The sequence below is a fragment of the Streptomyces sp. DF42 genome (assembly GCF_058267695.1).
In genome coordinates this window covers 22,048-39,834 of record NZ_CM177859.1, presented here as the reverse complement: position 1 = coordinate 39,834, position 17,787 = coordinate 22,048, and the positions used below count along the sequence as shown (strand labels likewise).

Annotated in this window: 17 protein-coding genes and 4 pseudogenes; 10 read left to right on the top strand and 11 right to left on the bottom strand. The window is 66.5% G+C overall.

Going from position 1 to position 17,787, the window contains the following annotated elements; translation table 11 throughout:
* Window positions 1-88: 88 nt before the first annotated feature.
* Window positions 89-841, top strand: coding sequence for a ZIP family metal transporter (locus ACYUED_RS00205; RefSeq protein WP_491290297.1), 753 nt, complete (start codon window positions 89-91; stop codon window positions 839-841).
* 72 nt (window positions 842-913) lie between these two features.
* Here the strand turns inward: ACYUED_RS00205 and ACYUED_RS00200 are convergent, their stop codons facing one another.
* The 3 genes from ACYUED_RS00200 to ACYUED_RS00190 all read right to left on the bottom strand — a co-directional run bounded on the left by ACYUED_RS00200 (window position 914) and on the right by ACYUED_RS00190 (window position 3,574).
* The gene (locus tag ACYUED_RS00200) at window positions 914-1,351 is read right to left on the bottom strand and encodes a hypothetical protein (protein WP_491290296.1); all 438 of its coding nucleotides are present in this window, start codon (window positions 1,349-1,351) and stop codon (window positions 914-916) included.
* Window positions 1,352-1,449: 98 nt separating this feature from the next.
* Window positions 1,450-2,952, bottom strand: coding sequence for a tyrosinase family protein (locus ACYUED_RS00195; protein ID WP_491290295.1), 1,503 nt, complete (start codon window positions 2,950-2,952; stop codon window positions 1,450-1,452).
* A gap of 127 nt (window positions 2,953-3,079) precedes the next feature.
* Entirely contained in the window at window positions 3,080-3,574 is a 495-nt protein-coding gene (locus ACYUED_RS00190; protein ID WP_491290294.1) for a hypothetical protein, read from the bottom strand.
* Window positions 3,575-3,927: 353 nt separating this feature from the next.
* Here ACYUED_RS00190 and ACYUED_RS00185 point away from each other — a divergent pair.
* Window positions 3,928-4,145, top strand: a pseudogene (locus tag ACYUED_RS00185) (IS1380 family transposase); the annotation flags it as partial.
* 298 nt (window positions 4,146-4,443) lie between these two features.
* Complete coding sequence (locus ACYUED_RS00180; protein ID WP_491294855.1) at window positions 4,444-4,998, top strand: hypothetical protein; 555 nt, start codon at window positions 4,444-4,446, stop codon at window positions 4,996-4,998.
* Window positions 4,999-5,066: 68 nt separating this feature from the next.
* Here ACYUED_RS00180 and ACYUED_RS00175 read toward each other — a convergent pair whose 3' ends face one another.
* Entirely contained in the window at window positions 5,067-5,240 is a 174-nt protein-coding gene (locus ACYUED_RS00175; RefSeq protein ID WP_491294753.1) for an Lsr2 family DNA-binding protein, read from the bottom strand.
* Between the two features lie 106 nt (window positions 5,241-5,346).
* Here ACYUED_RS00175 and ACYUED_RS00170 point away from each other — a divergent pair.
* Window positions 5,347-5,517, top strand: a pseudogene (locus ACYUED_RS00170) (IS630 family transposase); the annotation flags it as partial.
* 192 nt (window positions 5,518-5,709) lie between these two features.
* Complete coding sequence (locus tag ACYUED_RS00165; protein ID WP_491290293.1) at window positions 5,710-7,164, top strand: RNB domain-containing ribonuclease; 1,455 nt, start codon at window positions 5,710-5,712, stop codon at window positions 7,162-7,164.
* Between the two features lie 45 nt (window positions 7,165-7,209).
* Here the strand turns inward: ACYUED_RS00165 and ACYUED_RS00160 are convergent, their stop codons facing one another.
* Window positions 7,210-7,599: a hypothetical protein gene (locus tag ACYUED_RS00160; protein ID WP_491290292.1), complete on the bottom strand. Its 390-nt coding sequence runs from the start codon at window positions 7,597-7,599 to the stop codon at window positions 7,210-7,212.
* A 137-nt stretch (window positions 7,600-7,736) separates the two neighbouring features.
* Window positions 7,737-8,503 (bottom strand): annotated as a pseudogene (locus ACYUED_RS00155) (transposase).
* A 93-nt stretch (window positions 8,504-8,596) separates the two neighbouring features.
* On the opposite strand from ACYUED_RS00155, the gene ACYUED_RS00150 reads away from it, so the two are divergent.
* The 3 genes and pseudogenes from ACYUED_RS00150 (at window position 8,597) to ACYUED_RS00140 (ending at window position 10,666) form a co-directional block, all read left to right on the top strand.
* Complete coding sequence (locus ACYUED_RS00150; protein ID WP_491290291.1) at window positions 8,597-8,797, top strand: hypothetical protein; 201 nt, start codon at window positions 8,597-8,599, stop codon at window positions 8,795-8,797.
* Between the two features lie 296 nt (window positions 8,798-9,093).
* Window positions 9,094-9,399 carry a DUF6247 family protein gene (locus ACYUED_RS00145; RefSeq protein WP_491290290.1) on the top strand — a complete coding sequence of 102 codons (306 nt, stop codon included), beginning with the start codon at window positions 9,094-9,096 and terminating at the stop codon, window positions 9,397-9,399.
* Between the two features lie 502 nt (window positions 9,400-9,901).
* Window positions 9,902-10,666, top strand: a pseudogene (locus tag ACYUED_RS00140) (transposase family protein).
* 13 nt (window positions 10,667-10,679) lie between these two features.
* Here ACYUED_RS00140 and ACYUED_RS00135 read toward each other — a convergent pair.
* The 3 genes from ACYUED_RS00135 to ACYUED_RS00125 form a co-directional block, all read right to left on the bottom strand.
* On the bottom strand, window positions 10,680-11,726 hold the full coding sequence (locus ACYUED_RS00135) for a S66 peptidase family protein (RefSeq protein WP_491290289.1): 1,047 nt from the start codon (window positions 11,724-11,726) through the stop codon (window positions 10,680-10,682).
* A 279-nt stretch (window positions 11,727-12,005) separates the two neighbouring features.
* The gene (locus ACYUED_RS00130; RefSeq protein WP_491290288.1) at window positions 12,006-12,323 is read right to left on the bottom strand and encodes a hypothetical protein; all 318 of its coding nucleotides are present in this window, start codon (window positions 12,321-12,323) and stop codon (window positions 12,006-12,008) included.
* An 845-nt stretch (window positions 12,324-13,168) separates the two neighbouring features.
* Complete coding sequence (locus ACYUED_RS00125) at window positions 13,169-13,543, bottom strand: NAD(P)-binding protein (protein WP_491290287.1); 375 nt, start codon at window positions 13,541-13,543, stop codon at window positions 13,169-13,171.
* Window positions 13,544-13,637: 94 nt separating this feature from the next.
* Between ACYUED_RS00125 and ACYUED_RS00120 the strand changes: the two genes are divergently transcribed.
* The gene (locus ACYUED_RS00120; RefSeq protein ID WP_491290286.1) at window positions 13,638-14,363 is read left to right on the top strand and encodes a TetR/AcrR family transcriptional regulator; all 726 of its coding nucleotides are present in this window, start codon (window positions 13,638-13,640) and stop codon (window positions 14,361-14,363) included.
* 242 nt (window positions 14,364-14,605) lie between these two features.
* Here ACYUED_RS00120 and ACYUED_RS00115 read toward each other — a convergent pair whose 3' ends face one another.
* Window positions 14,606-14,728 carry a hypothetical protein gene (locus ACYUED_RS00115; RefSeq protein WP_491290285.1) on the bottom strand — a complete coding sequence of 41 codons (123 nt, stop codon included), beginning with the start codon at window positions 14,726-14,728 and terminating at the stop codon, window positions 14,606-14,608.
* Between the two features lie 235 nt (window positions 14,729-14,963).
* Here ACYUED_RS00115 and ACYUED_RS00110 point away from each other — a divergent pair, with 235 nt between their 5' ends.
* Complete coding sequence (locus ACYUED_RS00110; protein WP_491290284.1) at window positions 14,964-15,413, top strand: DNA polymerase thumb domain-containing protein; 450 nt, start codon at window positions 14,964-14,966, stop codon at window positions 15,411-15,413.
* A gap of 34 nt (window positions 15,414-15,447) precedes the next feature.
* Here ACYUED_RS00110 and ACYUED_RS00105 read toward each other — a convergent pair whose 3' ends face one another.
* On the bottom strand, window positions 15,448-17,757 hold the full coding sequence (locus tag ACYUED_RS00105; RefSeq protein ID WP_491290283.1) for a beta-L-arabinofuranosidase domain-containing protein: 2,310 nt from the start codon (window positions 17,755-17,757) through the stop codon (window positions 15,448-15,450).
* Window positions 17,758-17,787: the final 30 nt, after the last annotated feature.

Here is a 17,787-nt window from a genome sequence, read left to right as displayed (position 1 = left end):
ATGGCCTCGTGCTGCAGCCCGGCGGTTTCAACTCTTCCTCACAGGGCTCCGGGGCCTCCTTGTGCCCTTGCTTCATGAAAGGCGAACGGTGGTCGGTGGTGCGGTTGTCGAGGGAGGGGCGCAGTTCGCCCTGTCATGGGGAGCGTTCGACCTGGGGCAGTACTTGGGGCTGGTGCTGATCGTGGCGGGAACGTTGCTCGGGGCTTGGTCGGGGCGGCATTGGTCGCGTCACTCCACGGTGCTGCTCGGAGCCGCGTCGGGCGTGCTGCTGGCAGTGGCCGGGATCGACATCGTGCCTCATGCGCTTCACGAGGCGAACGAGGCGGATCTATCCGGCTGGGTGGTCCTGGGCACCGTGCTGATGGCCTTCGCACTTGCCTCGGTGGGGCGCCTCATGCGCAGGCGGGGTGAGTCGAGACGTCTTGTGAGTGCCGGGACAGCGGTGGCTCTCGTGCTGCACCGGTTGGTGGAGGGCATGACGGTCGTCCTGCTGGCATCGGCTCCCGTAGTGGCCGCGCTGGTCGTGCACTCCGTCAGTGAAGGACTCGCGTTGACGGCGGTCCTCGACGCAGGAGGCAGACGGCGCCTGGCCCCGTGGCTGATCGCCGTCTGCCTGAGCCCGCTGGTAGGCGGCTGGATCACCGAGACGGCTCCGGTTCCGGAGTGGGTGCATGTGCTGCTGCTCGCAACGGTCGCGGGGGTGCTGCTGCGGGGTGCGAGCACGGCTCTATTGCTGGCCCAACGCCAACGGTTGAGCGGGGAGTTGGCAGGTCCGACCGTACTACTGGCGCTGGGGTCGGCTGCCATCATCACCATGACGGCCGTACTGGTGCTGCACTGACCGCAGCTCAGGATCGAGCGCCGCGGCATCCTCGCCATCGACGGAGTGGGCGCTCCCGAACGCCTTGCCGCATCAAGCCTGGCGCTTCACCGCCAGAAAGCTGGCCGTCTGTCCGGCCTTGGCCAGGGTGGGACCGCTCCCGTGATCCTCGGCGCGTAGTACCGTCCCTGCGAGGGTCATCCGCTGGCCGATGCCGAACTCCCAGTGACGCAGGACGATGCCGTCGTACTCGTAGTGGAAGTCCGCGATGGGGCTACCCGGCTGGCCCTTGCCGGTCAGGGTGAACACGAAGGGGGACGAACCCGATACCCGGCCGACCATATCCATGGCGACGGTGCCTTCTTCCGGTTCCTCCGAGAAGACCAGCTCACCGCTGACGGCGCCGTCCGGTTTGGCCGTGAGCCTGAGCTCCAGCTGCGCGAACCAAAGCTTGTTGAAGTCATCGACGGGCTCCGGCCGGTCCAGGAAACTCCGGTACGTGTACGTCCCGGTGAGATCTACTTCGTCCATTTTCGCCTCTCCCTAACAAGGGCGCATGCCGTGCGTGAGGGTGTCTCAACTGCCGAATGAGTGAGCTTTCCTCCTACGCCCGTATGACGTCCCGATGGTCATGCCTCCTGCACCAGCAACCGCGCGTTGATGGTGGGACTGCCTGCCTGTGCGAGCGGGAAGGCCGTGCCGATTTCCTCGGAGCGCCCCGGCACGTCGATACGGACGGACAGCGTCCGGTCTACGAGTTGCTCGTGTGCCATCCGGAAGTCGATGTTGACGGTGCCGTGCTGCGCGCACGTCTCACAGCGCCGCGGATCGTCCGGTTGGAAGAAGAAGCGCTTCGCGATCGGCTCGCCGTCGGCGAGCAGACTCACGACGAACGAACCCGGGATGTTCAGCCGGTCGATCCCCTTCACCCGCACCGAGACAGGGCTGGCGCTCCGGAACGCGAAGGTGCGGCCCACCTCGATGTTTCCGGTCAGGTTCTCCATCGCGCCCTCCGCAGGGCTGACGACGTCCAGGCGATCGTACGAGACGTCGGTTTGGATCGTCTGGTCGGCGGTCGCGCTGAACGGCGGCAGTGCGCCGTTCAGCGGATCCGTGGGCCAGTCGGGGTCCTGCCCCAGTGTGGTTCGGAATCGCGCGAGCGTGGTCGCGCCGACGCGGGTCTGCCAGCTCAGCCAGAGGCGGTCAATGTTGGCGTGGAAGAACCAGAACACCGGATCGAAGGACGCGACGAACTGGTTGACCATCGTCGGCCCGATCGATCCGTGGCCACCGTCGTGGGCCTGGATCGAGAAGTCCTGGTAGCCGTTCACATCGGACGCCCCCCACAGTGACTGCGTCAACGAGGTGGCGATGTCGTCCAGGACTCCGAAGTCCTGCACGTTCTGGGTGATGTCGGCGGGCAAGGAGCGTTCTGTCGTGTACGGGAAGAATCCGGTCCTGGGCGGCGTCGCGATGGCGCCGGGATCGGTAGGCAGGACGTACTCGTCGAAGGGCGGATGCTGCAGCCGGTCCGGCAGCTCGGTCGCGATGTCCCAGTAGGGGAGGGTCACCTCCTCACAACCCGGGACGGAGCGCAGCGCGTCCTCGAAGATGCGCAGGTACTGGCGGTGCCAGGGGTTGAAGCGGTTTTCGTGGTGCAAGCACCATTTCTCCGGGAGGCCGTGCTGCCCGGCCATGGCGAAGTAGCTGTCCGGAGCCCCCGGGTTGCGTGCCATCACGCCCGTGAACGCCGTCTTCAGCAGCTCGAACTCGGCATCGCTCAACGTCGTGACGTCCTTGCGGAGCCGGGTCGGGGGCGTCACGATCGGCGGTGGCTCGACCGGTGTCGCCGTACCGAGGGGAAAACCGTTGAGGACCCAGTTCCGGAAAGTCTGCGAGCGCTCGGCACTCCATTTCCCCTCCGCGTCCGGGGGCATGTGCGAGTTCGGCGGAGAGGTCTGTGCGTAGATCGCGAGCGCGTTTCTCTTCACCCCGTCGTAGGAGCCGAGATCGATTCCCATTGCAGCCATGTGTTCCACATCTTCGGGGCGGAAGAAGAAGCGGATATCCGCCAGGTAAGTTGGTGCTGCAACGACTTGGTCAACGATTGGACTGTTCTCGGTCGTGGTCATGTTTATTCCTCCTCTGGGCTCCGAACATGTGTTACTTTCGACCAGGAGTTGCACCTACAGTCGCCGAGAGTGCCGCATAGGCCATTCCGGGTATGTGATACGCCAAGTGCGTATACTGCTGTAACTGCTAGCCCAGGTATCCAGTAATTCGTTCACCCATGTGAAGATCCTGGATCTGGATCTGGCAAGTGGACGTGGTGGCGAGAACCCGGTTCGCCGTCACGAACGTGCTCATTGCCAGCGGCACTCCGTCGAGCAGCCCGTGTATGCCGACGTAGTGCGAAAGCCCGTTCAGGAAACCGGAGTTGAGGCGGCCCTCCTTCGTCCTTAGCCGCAGGCGGGACGTTGGCGCTCCGGGGGTTGATTCGTCGTCCCACGACGCGCCGTCGGGATTTCCCCACAGGTCGTTGTCACGCGCCTTGTGATCAACGATCTCGAGGACGAGTATGATGTCCTCGAATTCCACGGTCCGATAGGAATCCGGCGCTAGGATGTCGATGTACAGCTCCGCCGTGGCCTGCGGCGGTGGCAGCACCCTTTCGGTATAGGGCCGTAGTCCCATCGGTCCGACGAACAGGATCTCGAACCGGCATTCGGGATTGTCCTTGAAGTAGGTGCCCACGGGAAGCTCCATTCCATCCCGGTGCGCGGCGAAGGGCGGACCGGACAGGGGCGTTAAGTGGGAAGGCTTGACGCAGAGGGCCCGGCGGTGGCGCCGACGCTCACCTGGCGGTCGCCCTTCTGGGCTGCAACTCCATGCAAACACTGGTAGAGCTGTGTTGCCACTCGGAGAGCCGGCAGTCCAGATCTGACGACTCGTCATGCGGAAGAATCCTCAGCAGGCCCGTGTGTAGCCCTCTACCGTTACTGCGTTGCCACGACAAACACGTCCCCGCCGGCCAGCTGCTCGCACCGATCTACCCGTGCAACAAGCCGGGCCATGGCGTCGTCCTGCACGACAGCCTGATCGGTGGGCTGGGTGGCTGGCCCAAGAGCAAGCGACTAATCCTCCGAAAGGAACGGCCTCGCCTTGGCGCCGAGTTGAGGATTGCGGCCGCGGACGGCATGCGGATCACGTGCTTCGCGACCAACACTGCTGACCGGCAGATCGCCGAGCTCGAGCTCGGGCACCGGCTGCGGGCCCGCGCGGAGGACGGGATCCAGGCCACCGGGTCACCGGCCTGAGCAACTTGCACCGCGGGCCGTCGGCCTGCCCGCCACCAGCTCCGGAAAGCGAAGGGTCCACCGACTCCGTCGGACCCTCGCGAAAGATCGAGGTGGATTCCGGTGAAGTTCACCGCAACGCAAGGCTCCGGGCTGGCCTTGGTACCTGCGGACTGCGGGCCAGTCTCGACCGTCCGACGCGCTCATCTCAACTCGCAGTCGTAATCTGGATTCATGGACTGGCCATGCCCGGCCGGGTGCCGATCAATCGCTTGGGGACTGCCTTTTCGCCCGGCCGACCACCCTTGAAGAAGGGAGCCGGACGTCATGGAGAATCTCGTCACCAAGGTGAAGAAGAGTGTCACCAAGGTGAGGAAGAGCGTGGGCAATGCTCCGGTCTGGTGGACCACCATCACCTGCGCAGTAGTAGCGGCTCTCGGGCAAGGAGCTCTGTGGGCTGCCAACGCTTATGGCTGGGAGAAATCGATACCACCCCTCCAAGTCGTTGGCCTCGTGCTGGCAGTGGTGGCCGTTCTGTCTTACGGAGGATTCTACATTGCCTCGCACCGAGCACGAGTCGCGATTGCATCGAGCTTCTTGCTGACATTCTTGGTCATGTTGGCATTCCTGCTCACAGTGCCAGCGTTTGACAATGCCAGTCAGACGAACGAGCAGATGAGTGCCCAGACCTATGCTCACCAGTTGATGGGCGACTTCCGCAACATCGTGATGACGGTGATCATCGCGTACTTCGGGAGTGAGGCGGCGGTGGGTACGACCAAAGTTATCGCCTCGCGTAAGGCAACATCCCAAGAGGTCAAGGCCGTTCAGCGGGCAGACAGGGATCTCGTGCCTCGCTCGGAAAAGACATCGCAGCCATAGATTTCGAGTAGGCGTCAGTGTCGAACCATGACTCCTGACGCCTCCTCGGCTGCCTTGGTTGGCAATCGTCAGTGTGCAGCCTGGTACTTCTCGATGACGTCGCGCGACACCCGCCCGCGGGCACTGACTTCGATGCCCTGGCCCAGAGCCCACTCGCGCACCTTTACCGCGTCCGGCCCTGTTGTGGCCTTCCTCCCAGCACTGCGCCGAGCGCCGCCGACCGCCTTGCGGCCAACCTTCACGAAGGGCCCCAGGGCGTCCAGTAGCTGCTGGTAGCTGTCAGGGGGCGGCGTCGGGGGGAAACGCCCGGCGTCGAAGCCCAGTGTCGAAAGCCCTTCAAGGGGGAGCAAAGGCGTCTGGTCCCTGTTACGGCGAGGGCCGATGGCCAACGCTGCATTCACCGATCCCGACCACCTCGCCCCCACCCTCCGTCAAGGGCTCGCCCACATCCAGCGCCACCCGGAACTCATCGACGGCTGCCTCACCGAAACCGGCCTGCCGCTAAACCCCCGAAGCTAATTCGACAAGGTCAGTAGTTCCACCACGTTACTGGGCGTATTCGGGCGATCCGACAAGGGCGAGGTGCCGTAGCTGTCGTCGCGCGCCCTCCGGCGATGTCCCCTCCCCGCGCGGCCGCCGTCGACCCGGTCCCCTCCGCCGCCCGGCCCCGCTCACCGCGCCGGTTCGTGACCGCCGCCCTACGCTCGGGGCATGCAACGCCGCCCGATGCACATGTCTGCCGAGGCCCAGGACGCTCTGCGCACCGCGCTGGAGGAACTCCGCGCGGAGCTGAAGGTCCCCCTGAGCTTCCCCAAGCGCGTACTCAAAGCGGCCGACAAGGCCGCGGGTGAGGCACGCTTGCCCGACAAGGACGCCACCCACCTGCCGTTCTTCACGATCGATCCGCCGACGTCGAAGGACCTCGACCAGGCCATGCACCTGGAACGGCGGCCCGGTCGCGGCTACCGCGTGTACTACGCCATCGCGGACGTGGCGACCTTCGTCAGGGCGGGCAGCCCTCTGGACATCGAGGCGCACGACAGGATCGAAACGCTGTACTTCCCCGACCTCAAGGTGCCCCTGCACCCGCCCGTCCTCTCCGAGGGCGCAGCCAGCCTGCTGCCGAACAAGGACCGCCCCGCCCTGTTGTGGCAGCACGACCTCGACGCCCACGGCAATCTGACCGACTCGTCCGTGAGCCGGGCGATGATCCGAAGTCGGGCCCAGCTCGACTACGCCGGCGCCCAGCAGGCCATCGAGAACGGCACGGCGGAGGAGTCCCTCGCCCTGCTGCGCGAGATCGGCGAGCTGCGGGAGGCCGTCGAAATCGCGCGCGGCGGCATCTCGGTGAATCTGCCGGACCAGGAGGTCACCGTCGAGGACGGATCGTTCCGGCTGCGCTACGTGGCGACGCTGCCGGTCGAGGGCTGGAACGAGCAGATCTCCCTCATGACCGGGATGTCCGCGGCGCAGATCATGCTCGACACGGGTACCGGCATCCTGCGGACCCAGAAGGAGCAGGCCGATCAGAACGTGATCAAGCGCCTGCACGACATCGCGAAGGCCCTGGGCATCGTCTGGCAGCCCGGCATCTCGTACGCCACGCTGGTCCGCAAGCTCGATCCCCAGAACCAGCAGCACATGGCCTTCCTCACCGAGGCCACGAGCACGATGCTCAAGGCGGAGTACACCGTCTTCCGCGACAACCAGAAGCCGGCGTACACGATGCACGCAGCGATCGCGGCCCCGTACACCCATTGCACGGCTCCGCTGCGTCGCCTGGTCGACCGGTACACCGGTGAGCTGTGCGTGATGGCGTGCGCGGACAAGGCCCCGCCGAACTGGGTGCTCGACGCCCTGTCCTGCATCCCGTGCGACACGGCACGGGGGAAGGGCGGCCTGGCGGACCGGCAGACCGTGGACCTGGCCGAGGCCGCGGTGCTCAAGGACCGCGTGGGCGAGGTGTTCGACGCCGCGGTCATCGACACCGACGCGGAGCGGGGCAGGCCGCGCGAGGGCAAAGTGTTCCTGGCCGACCCCGCCGTGCTGGCCAAGGTCGTCTCGACCAATGGCCTGGATCTCCAGCTCGGATCCAGCATCAGGGCCAGGCTCAAGCAGGCGGACCCCGCCGCGGACGAGGACAAGGTCCTCTTCACCGTGCCCTAGATGATCAATTCAAGGGGGTGCCTGCGGAGGGTGTGGGGTGGGCGGTCAGGCGTCGGGGTCGACTTCGGGGTGCGTGAACCGCACGGGCTTGCCCAGCGACCGGGCGTAGGCGATTTCGGTCCGGGTGCTGTCTCCGATGTAGTCGCCGACTACGAGCACCTCATCAGCGAGCCGGATCTTCGCCCCGTGCAGATCGTCGAGTCGAACCTTCAGCGCCTCGGCCTCGACAGGATTGGACGAAAGTTCGTGCGGCGCCTTCATGTCACAGGCCGGTTTGACGACAATCTTTCCGGCTTTGGTCTCCCGCAGATCGGCCTCGGTCATCTCGGTCATGAAACGGGTGGAGCCGCAGATCACGACGATACGCGGGAGGCTCAGCTGCCTCTTCGCGTCGGCGAGTTTCTCCTCGGGGGTGAGTGGTTGCAGGTATGACACTGGTTCCTCCTGGTGGTGTGGTCCAAGGGGTGTCTGTGAAGACGAGAACGCCTTTTGGAATAGATCATCTAAAGCGTTGTCCCGTAAATGATCTATGAGTGGCTTCGGGCATGGTCGGCTGCTGTGCGGCGGGCGGTCTATCCGGCGAGGGCGAGGTTGTGCCTGTGTGCGATGCCGAGCATGGCGTGGTGGACACCGTCGCCTTTGAGGCGGCAGTCGCGGAGGATCTTCCAGGTCTTCATGCGGGCGAAGACGTGCTCGACACGGGCGCGGACCTGTTTGTGGGACTTGTTGTGGGCCTGCTTCCACCCGGGCAACTCCTCGCCCGTGCGGCGCCGGTGGGGCATTACGAGCCCAGTGCCCGGAGAGCCTCCGTCGGCGATGGTCATCGTGGTGCCGACGGCGGCCCTCGCGCCGGATTCCTCCCATGCCTTGCAGTCGTTGCGGTTGCCGGGCAAGGGCCGGCCGACCACCACGACGAGGCGGGTGTCGGCGTCGACGACGACCTGGTGGCTGGTGGAGTACCGGTAGTTCTTCGACTGCTCGGCCACGGTGTGATCGCGGGTGGGCACCAGGGTGCCGTCCACGATGAGCACGGTGCCCTTCGCGAACCGCTTGCGGGGCTGGAGGGCGAGCATCGGCCCGAGATGATCGATGATCCGGTCCGCCGCCGACTTGGAAACCCCGAAGGCGGGGCCAGTTGGCGCATGGTCAGGTTCGTCCGCCAGTAGGCCGCGACCAGCAGCGCCCGGTCCTCCAGCGGCAGGCTCCATGGCCGACCCCTGCGGACTGCGTCTGCACCCTCGCGCCGCAGACCTGTCACCAGCTTCCCGAACTGGCGCGGACTCAGCCCGGTGAACGGAGCTATCCAGGACAGCTCCGACGACGTGATCACACCAGCCACAACGAGATCATCCCACTGTGCCCGTGCCTGCTCAGACGCCTCAGAGTCATCCTTCGCCGATCCATCTCGTGATCAAGCCGTACCATCCCCGCCATGACAATCGATGTCCTCGCCGAGGACCTCCAGCCCGGCGACCTCCTAGAGCTCTCCACAGAATTGGGCACTCAGATCATCCGGTTGACTCATGTGGAGCGGCGCACGCAAGGCATCAAGTTCATGGGTCGCAATCACCAGGGGGTCCTCTACTCCAGCGGCATGAAGTACGGGGAGTCGGCGCGGTGCGTCCAGCCGTAGACCGTCGCGTGGACTGCCGATGGCAGTTACGGGACAGCCCTCAGGTAGGCCGAGGATTTTCGCAGGTCAGAGAATTTCGTCGGTAGCGCCTGCAGTGAGCTGTCCAGAAGCCCAAAGGAGTGCTGCCTTCCCTGCTTCCTATCCGTGGGCACGGCCTCTCACACGAGGTGTCTGCGAAGGCGGCCTGAAGGGCGAGTGGTTGAGGCGGAGTTGTACGTCCTGGAACGCTCCTGATTCCCTAGCGGGCGCTGGCTGCTGGCGCGTACCGTGACAGCAGGACCTGCCTGGAGGTGGCGATGAGCGCTCAGCCCGACCACACGCCCGTCCAGCCAGCGCCGGTCGCGCCGACCGCGGCCGCGCAGCTGCTCGCCCAACTCCGGGTCAGCACCCGCGCCGCTACGTGGGTGCCAGCGTTTGAGCAGGACTGGTCGCGGGCGCTGGAGGACTCCCGGCACTCCTACAGCCTCAGCTCGCTGCATGACGTCGTACGAGCCTGGCAGGCCCGCCTCGAGGCCGCGCCTGCCGTGACAGAGTTCCTGGCCTCCGGCCGGGACGACTCCGACGGCGTCGACCTGGCCGACGCGCTCAATGGCCGCCGGTGAGCGGTACGCCCTGGCCCGTGCGTCTCTCACCGAAGGCACTGGCCGTCCTGGAAGATTTGCCCGAACACGCCCGGGCGATGCTGCGCGACGTGATGGACATTGCCGGCCGCGACCCGTGGTCCTTCCCGCCCTTCGACAGCCCGCGACCCCGAAGGCGAGGACATCCGCGCGGCCGCGGTCGGACAGCTCACCGTCGTCTTGCGAGACACCGAGACGGCGCTGCTCCGCGAATGGCTCCAGCAGCTGGCAGGCTGAACCGGGCCGCCTGCTCCGCAGGCGGTGGCCGTTCAGTCACAGGGGCCGGCTGCAAGGCCCTCCAGCAGTTGGCTGCCCTTCGCCACGAGCCAGATCATCCAGCCGTACGCACATCACGGCAGAGTTCAAAAACACTGAGCTCTTTCCAACCTCGCGGTGGGACAAGGCAGTTGATGTGACGGAACAACAGAACTCCTGGTAGACGGGTTGTCGACCAGGAACAACTTTCTCCGCCTGGAGCCTCGCTGTGGTTATCTATCCGTCCGGGCTGGACCTGTCCACATCCATGCTGCGGCTGCTGCGCCGCGAACTGGCCTCCCGACGACGCCGGATCGGAACCCGCTGGCGGCGGCTGACCTGTGGTCGCCAGGCCCTGATGAGCCTGGCCCACCTACGCTGCGGACACACATTCGCCCAGCTCGCGGCTGGCTCTGAAGTCGGACTGGCTACCGCCCACCGCTAGGTCACCGAGGCCGTGGACGTACTGGCTGCTCTCGCTCCCACTCTGCAGCAGGCCATGACCAGCGCCGCCGCCAAAGCGTTCGTCATCCTGGACGGCACACTGCTGCCCATCGATCGCGTCGCCGCCGACCGACCGTTCTACTCAGGCAAGCACAAGAAGCACGGCATGAACGTCCAGGTCCTCACCGACCCGTTCGGAAAACTGATCTGGGCCTCACCGGCCCTGCCCGGTGCGGTCCACGACATCAGGGCTGCCCGGGCCCACGGCCCACTGGACGCGCTCGGCACGACCGGCGTCATCTGCTGGGCGGACAAGGCGTACCAAGGCGCCGCTCATGTTGTTCGCGTTCCCTACCGCCGCCGCAGGGACAAGCTCTCCGCAGGCCAGAAGGCCGTCAATCGCGCTCACGCAAAGATCCGCGCGCTCGGCGAGCAAGCCATGGCGACCCTCAAGACCTGGCGGCTCCTGCGCAAGCTCCGGTGCAGCACCACCCGCATCACCGACCTGGTCAAGGCCGTCCTCACCTTGCAGCTGACCGCCCCAGCCTGAGGATGCAAGATCCTCACTGATCCGCGTTGCTCAACCGACCGGTCCCGTCGCCACGAGCACGTACTACCGGTTCGAGCAGCGACAACGTCCGCTCCTCCGCGTCGAGGGCGACGCGGATGCCGACCGGCATCGGCAGATTCGGGCCTGCGTGCCCGACCTCGACGTTGCCCAGGATGGGTATGTCGCGGTCCCCGAGGACGTCGAGGACGATCTCAGCCAGGGTCGGGGAGCCGTCCGGTGAGTCGAGCCCGTCGATCGCCTCCGGAACTCCCACGACCATGCCGGCGATCCGATCGAGGATGCCGCTGTGCCGCAGTATCTGCAGGTAGCTCCACACGTACGATGCCTGGCCGCCCGCCTCCTCCCAGAACAGCACCGCGCCGTCGAAGCATTCGAGCGGCAGCGCGAAAGGCGTCGCCTGCGCCAGCACGATGCGGTTGATGACTCCGCCGATCAGCGGACCTTCGGCCCGCCCGGCACGCCAGCATTCCCACGACGGACTGGCAGGCAGCGCACCGATCGGCTCCGTGTCGGTCAGCAGCGTCGCGTACAGCTTCCCCAGCTCCGTCCGGCGGGCCGCGGATGCTCTTTGCCAGTGCCCGCCGAGACCGGGCGTGGCCAGGTCGGCATGGAATCCGACCAGGCCCGTGCGCGCGTAGAGCACCAGGTGCAGCAGGGAGATGTCGCTGTAGCCGAGGATCGGTTTGGGGTCGGCCCTGATCGCGTCGAAGTCGATCAGGTCGAGGTATCCGAATACTGTCTGGCCACCATCGTGCGCGACGATCGCGCGCACCTCGGGGTCACGCAGGAGACTGTTGAACTCCTTGGCGATCTCGTGCGGCCGCGCCGCGCTCCACCAGCGGTGCCGTCCAGCTTCGAGGAGCGGCGCGAGACGCACACGGAATCCCATCCGTTCGATCTCGGCCACGGCCCGTGCGAGATCGGGCGCGTATCTGGCATCGAGCGGCCCGGACAGCGCCGCGACGACGACAAGGTCTCCGGGCACGAGGGCCCGAGGCCGCAGCAGTTGGGAGGGCTGGGGCAGTGCGGTGAGAGTCACCGAGGAAGTATCCCGGCGCCTGCAACGACGTGCGACACATTTACCGATCGGCTCCCTCCTCAGGTTGGAAAGGGCTCACTCACTCCGTGTCCACGCCCCTGACCACAGCCGCGCCCGCCGGTTGGCCACCTGCCTCGCCGTCCGCTACAGAACGTCACAGATGACCGGTTCTGACACAGCTTCTGAAACAGCTCAGAGTAAGTGCCCGCGGTTCACCGCGGTCGTTGCTTGATCGGGCATGCTTGCGGCGGCTTTGCCCGATAGAGCCTGGTGTCTGATTTAGGTCGGAGGCGCCATTTGGCAGAATGTGACGCATACCCATTCATCGTTCCTCCACCGCCACCTGCAGCACCCCTCCTCGAAGGGTGGCTCGCCAGGATTGCTGTCCCGGTCGACGTACCTGGTGACAATCTCACCGTCCCGAACGATTGACACCCCAACCTGGCGATCAAGGTCAACTCCCATGGCCTCAACTACCCCACTGATATACCCGATGGAGTAGTTCTTTGAGACATCTGGATACCTATCGAAAACTGCCTGGATGTCATTGAAAAAGTCGGTGTCGTGAGTTGGTCCAATCTTCGGCTTCGTCGTCATGGATGCTCCAAGTCGTTGGTGGTTTCCTGACCCTGCACGACGCGCAGATGCCGCCTGCTGAGCAGTACCCCACCATGATCAGACCAGTTGATTGTTACCGCCACTGGAGTGGAGTGGAGTGGAGCGGGCGAGGCGACAGCAGCTCGCCTAGTCATTCCGCTCGATTCCGCGCGAGGCAACAGGGGCGGCTTCGGCCAGCGCGCCCACGCGATCCTCACCCACGAACTCCACGAAACTCCCGATCACCCTGCCCTCAAAGCCCGCGCAGACGTTGTGACCTTTCTGCGCGACCGACTGGGTTTCACCGCACCCGCACCGGGCGCCCCGTAGCGGGGAGCCTGCCGAACTGCAGCGAGCCCATCTGCCGAACAGGGTCTTCGCCTCGGCCACGCGTCGGTTCACACACGCTGCCGTCCGAGATTCTCAGAACCCACGCGCTTCCAACCGGTCCAAGTCGGACCAGGATCCGAGTACGTGGCTGTCGCCGTACGAGCCGTACCGCTGCCAGTACGTCCCCGACTGGGTCGCCGACAAGACCCGCTACCGGCTTGCCGTCGACCAGGCCGAACAAGCCGCACTCTCCGAGGCACTCAGCCGTTGCCCGAACGAGCCGATTACGGTCACACTCGCCCGGTAACGGCGCACCCGGTCCAGGCAGGACCGCGGCAGCGAAAGGCCCCGGCAGGACGGGGGAGACCTGCCGGGGCCGTAACGCGGTGACGTGCGAAGGGCGGTCGCCTCTCGGCGGAAGGCTCCCATGGGGCTTCAGCCGGACGATCGTCCCCATGGGCTGTGGTTGAGGCCCGGGGACACTGCCCCCTCCGCGGTCACATACTGATGAACCATCAATCACCCCTGGATGTTCCCCTGTTGGGGCCATGCGCCGTGTGAACCAGGACACCTCCGCGGTCGCCCGGCGCCCGGCTCGCGCCGGCCGGGCGGATGCCGTCCTGCAGCAGGGTGGTGAGGTGGTGCAGTGATCTGCAGGCGTCCGAGCAGTACCGGCGTGGCCGACCGGTGTCCGAAGCGGGTGGCAGTGGCCCACCGCACAAGTCGCGCACCGCCTGGAAACCGATCGGGTTCAGCGCGAGCCGGTAGCCCTGGAACCGGGCGACGATCCCCGGGTCGCGCTCGAACACGTCGGCCTCGATCCCGGCACCACGCAGACCCTGCGCGAGAGCCAGACCTCCCAGACCGGCTCCGACCACGGAAACTCGCATCACATACCTCCGGAACATTGAGACGAACTTAGTTCGTTACGGCGATCTAAGTTCTACTCATCGAACTTAGATCGTGCCAAGGTATAGTGACCTCATGCCCGCCGATCCCCGCCAACGCCGCATGGCTCGCCACGCCCAACCCGCGGCGGAGGCCGCCGCGTCGGCGCCACGCAAGAAGCCGATCACCGTCGAACGGATCACCGACGCCGCCCTGGAAGTCGTCGCCATCCAGGGATACGACGCGCTGACCATCCGCCGGGTCGCCGCCGTGCTCGGCACCGGGCCGTCGTCGCTGTACGCGCACATCGTCAACAAGGACGACATCGACGATCTGCTGATCGGCAGGCTCTACGTCGGGGTCGTACTCCCCGAACCGGACCCGGCTGCCTGGCGGGAGCAACTGCTCGGGGTGTACACGCAGATCCGTGACCTGTACCTGAAGTACCCCGGCGTCTCGCGCGCCGTGCTGGCCATGGTGCCGACCAACCTGGAAACGCTGCGGGTCGGCGAAGGAATCCTGGCGATCATGCTCGCGGGCGGCCTCGAACCGAGGACGGCCGGATGGGCCCGCGACGCGCTGTCCCTCTACGTCAGCGCCTACGCACAGGAGCAGTCGCTGGTCCAGCGACGGCGCCAACACCCGGATCAGGAATGGGTGCTCAGCGACGAGGAGTTGCTGGACCGCTTCACCGCACTGCCTGCCGAGAAATTCCCGCAGACCCGACGCCATGCCGCCGAGCTGATCTCCGGCACCGGACACGACCGCTTCGAGTTCGCCCTCGGCCTGCTCATGAACAATCTGCGGCCCGCATCCGGTTGACCTGCGGCGCGCTAGTCACGTGGCGCCAAGACAAGCCGCTGATCCGGCCCGCTCACGACACCAAGATCATGCCATGGCCCCTTTTGGCCTCACCTTGGCTGGACCCCAAACAACCTCAGAGTCCGCGTTGTCGTCTCTTCGAGTTGGCGGACGTCCTCGCCACCGCCTACGACACCGGTTCGCGCCTGTGACGTACTGGCCGCTGGCGTGTGGCACGTTTCGCTCGTATTCCGGTCCCACCCCTACCGGGCGAGCACCTTGCGGGCCGAGCTCAGCAGGGCGGCGTCGTGTGCCTGACTGGTCAACACCCTTGATGTGCCCACCAACAGGTCTTCGACGATCTCACGCGGCGCGACGCACGGCATAGTGCCGTCCATTCGCTCGATCCAGCGATAGCACCACACCTGTTGAGCACGCTTTCGTCTCCCGCATTGCCGCTGAGCTGCAGCTATCTCTGCGGGGACTCGTTGTGCCACAGTTCTCCCCCAGAGAAGGCAACGCGACGCCCGCGGCATCACCGAACTCACTCAGCTGCGGGCCCTGGCGTACTACGGGCTCTCCATCGCGGCCGCCGTCGCGCCGAACCGGCTGCTCGCTGCCATGGCTGCCGCCCTCACCCCGCCCGGCAGACGCACCGTCATCGAGGACTCCTCCGAGGCGATCGAGGCGTTCCTGCGCCCCCGCCCCGTTCGCGAATTGCCCGGCATCGGCACCCGAACCGCTGCCGCCCTCGCCGACTACGGCCTGCACACCGTCGGCGACATCGCCGACGTCCCCCAGCTCACCCTCCAGCGCCTGCTCGGTGCCCGCGCCGGCCGCGCCCTCCACAAACGCGCTCACGGCCGTGATACCCAGGTCGTCGACCCCGCCCTGGAGCAAAAACTCATGGCGCTGCCCGCCATCGAGCAGATGCTCTGTGTTCGAGACCCACACACCCAGTTTGACAGTCACCGGCTCCGCCTCGCCGTCGACCGCGATCTCTTCGCTGTGGCCCGTTGGCACCGGCCGGTCCGCGCCTTCTGTGGAGGACATACGCCGTCAGGACTGTGATCGCCACCGGTGCCGCCCACGATCGGCGGTCACGTCAGCGCACCAGACGTGCTTCGCGCAGCCGGATGGTGGTTGCAGAGCCAACCGCTTCGAACCGAATCTCGGCGGTCGCGGCACGACGGTTTGTGTCCAGCGGGAGTACCTGGGAGATTTCCTTGCCCTCGGGATGCGACAAGGGCGTAAGTGTGCCCAGCACATGGCCGTCGACCAGCACACGGGTCGATCCGGCACTTCGGTCCGAGAGGTGGGTCACCTGCAGGCCGGTGGCGGTGCCGTCCGGGTCTGTCAGGCGGTAGGACCACCATCCGGTGGCGGCCCGCCACGTCAGCCCGTCGGTGAGGCCCGACCACGTGTCCTGCCCCTCGAACCGGTGGTCGCTTTCGGGCTGTTGCTGGCCGGCGGCAACGGCGTCAACGGTTCGGTCGTGCAGCGCGAGTGCCGCCTCGTCGGCTGCGCGCAGCTCCGCCCGCCGCTCGTGGAGCCGGTCCGGTTCCGCCAGGGGGAAGTAAAGGTGGTAGCGGGAGTCGTGGATGCCGGCGAACGGGACGAGGATGACGGACTCACCCGGTCGCGCGTCCACGTGCTCCAGGGCGAACGCCAGCCGGTCCGGGGCGAGTCGACGTACGCCGTCCGCCGGATCGGAGCTGCTCGGGGTAAGTACGACGGGCAGGTGCTCCAGGGGGCGCAGCGGGCCGCCGGCGACATGCCCCATCCGGGAGTCGTCGGCGAAGAGCCCGACCAGGTCGTTGCGGTCGCCCTCGGCCGCGAGGACGCTGGGTCCGAAGCGGAACGACACCCACGGCGAGCGGTCGGGGAGCAGTTCGGCGCTGATGCGCGGGCGAAGACGCACGGTGATCGTGTCCCCCTCACGCCACGGCCGTTCCAGACGCATGTATGTCAGGGGGTGTCCGCCCGCTCCGCGGCGCGTCGTGAGCGGGGCCGGCCCACCATCGTGTGGCGCGCCGTTGATACGGACGTGCGGCGTCCCCTCGTGCCAGCTGGGGACGCGTATGTGGATCGCCACAGGGGTGGCGGGAGCCCCGCGTACCACGAGTCTCACTTCGTCGTCGTAGGGGGCCGTCCCGGTCTGCTCGAGCACCAGGTTCTGTTCGGGCAGGCTCAGTCGGGAGGCGATGAAGAGGTTGACGAACAGGTCGCCGCCCTCGGCGGTGTACACCAACTCGCCATACTTCGCGTGGTTCTCCAGCCCGGTGCCGACGCAGCACCAGAAGCAGTTGTGGGGCGTCGACACCACGCGGTAGTGGCCCGGTCGCACCGGTGTGAAATACACCAGCCCGCCCTTTGGATGCAGGGACGAAAGGATGTGGTTGACCGTCGCACGCTCGTAGTGGTCGAGCACCTCGGCGTCCGGCCGTTCGAGGAACAGCGCGCGGCTCAACTTGAGCATGTTGTAGGTGTTGCAGGTCTCGGGGCCCTCCGGCGACTCCAGCGCGGAGCTGAAGTCGTCGCGGGGGTGCAGGTGCTCGCGCACGGAGTTGCCGCCGAAGGAGAACGTCCGGTGCCGGGTCATGGTCTGCCAGAAGAACCGTGCGGCGTCCCGCAGGCCGTGGTCGCCGCCGACCTCGCCGAGCCGCTGGTATCCGACGACCTTGGCGATCTGGGTGTTGGCGTGCATCCCGTCGAGGACGTCGCGGTGCTCCCGCAACGGGCGGAGCAGGGACCGGTCGAGGAAGCGCCGTGCCAGGGCGGCGTAGCGGTCCGTGCCGGTGACGTCGGCGAGGTCCGCCAGAACTTCGCACATCCCACCGAACTCCGTGCGGAGCATGGCCTCGTGGGTGTCGTCGTCCATCCCCGCCGCCACCTGGTCCCACCAGTCGGCAAGTCGTCGGACGGCGATCAGGGCCAGGTCCGAACCGGCGTGCCGGTGGGCGTCCAGCAGGCCGGCGAAGAGCTTGTGCAGGTTGTACCACGGCACCCAAGCACCACCGAGCTCGAACGAGCCCCGCTCCACCTGCCCCGCGGCCACCCGCTGCCACAGCCGGACGCCGTCGGGAATGCCCCCGACGTAGCCGGTGCCCAGGGCGTCCTGGCACTCGACGACGCCCTGAACCAGACGTTCGACCATGGCTCTTGGCCGGGGATCGTCCGTCACCGCGCTCATGAGGGCGGCACCCGACAGCGCGTGCCCGACGGTGTGGCCGTCGAGACCCGAGTTCTCCCAGTTGCCGTAGGACTCGGCGACCGGCGCTAGACCGGCCTCGCGCCGCAAGGGCGCGAGGAGCCGGTCGGTGTCGAGGGACAGCAGGTAGTCGAGAGCGGTGGCCTGTGCGTCCAGGAACGGGCCGGGGAGAAGACGTACCGCGCTGCGGGGGAGTGACTGCATGGATGGTGCTCGTTTCCTTCGTTCGAAGCG

Coding starts and splice junctions, on each gene's coding strand:
- ACYUED_RS00200 (WP_491290296.1), bottom strand. CDS start 1,351: ATGGACGAAGTAGATCTCACCGGGACGTACACGTACCGGAGTTTCCTG.
- ACYUED_RS00195 (WP_491290295.1), bottom strand. CDS start 2,952: ATGACCACGACCGAGAACAGTCCAATCGTTGACCAAGTCGTTGCAGCA.
- ACYUED_RS00180 (WP_491294855.1), top strand. CDS start 4,444: ATGGAGAATCTCGTCACCAAGGTGAAGAAGAGTGTCACCAAGGTGAGG.
- ACYUED_RS00165 (WP_491290293.1), top strand. CDS start 5,710: ATGCAACGCCGCCCGATGCACATGTCTGCCGAGGCCCAGGACGCTCTG.
- ACYUED_RS00150 (WP_491290291.1), top strand. CDS start 8,597: ATGACAATCGATGTCCTCGCCGAGGACCTCCAGCCCGGCGACCTCCTA.
- ACYUED_RS00145 (WP_491290290.1), top strand. CDS start 9,094: ATGAGCGCTCAGCCCGACCACACGCCCGTCCAGCCAGCGCCGGTCGCG.
- ACYUED_RS00130 (WP_491290288.1), bottom strand. CDS start 12,323: ATGACGACGAAGCCGAAGATTGGACCAACTCACGACACCGACTTTTTC.
- ACYUED_RS00125 (WP_491290287.1), bottom strand. CDS start 13,543: ATGCGAGTTTCCGTGGTCGGAGCCGGTCTGGGAGGTCTGGCTCTCGCG.
- ACYUED_RS00120 (WP_491290286.1), top strand. CDS start 13,638: ATGCCCGCCGATCCCCGCCAACGCCGCATGGCTCGCCACGCCCAACCC.
- ACYUED_RS00115 (WP_491290285.1), bottom strand. CDS start 14,728: ATGCCGTGCGTCGCGCCGCGTGAGATCGTCGAAGACCTGTTGGTGGGC.
- ACYUED_RS00110 (WP_491290284.1), top strand. CDS start 14,964: ATGGCTGCCGCCCTCACCCCGCCCGGCAGACGCACCGTCATCGAGGAC.
- ACYUED_RS00105 (WP_491290283.1), bottom strand. CDS start 17,757: ATGCAGTCACTCCCCCGCAGCGCGGTACGTCTTCTCCCCGGCCCGTTC.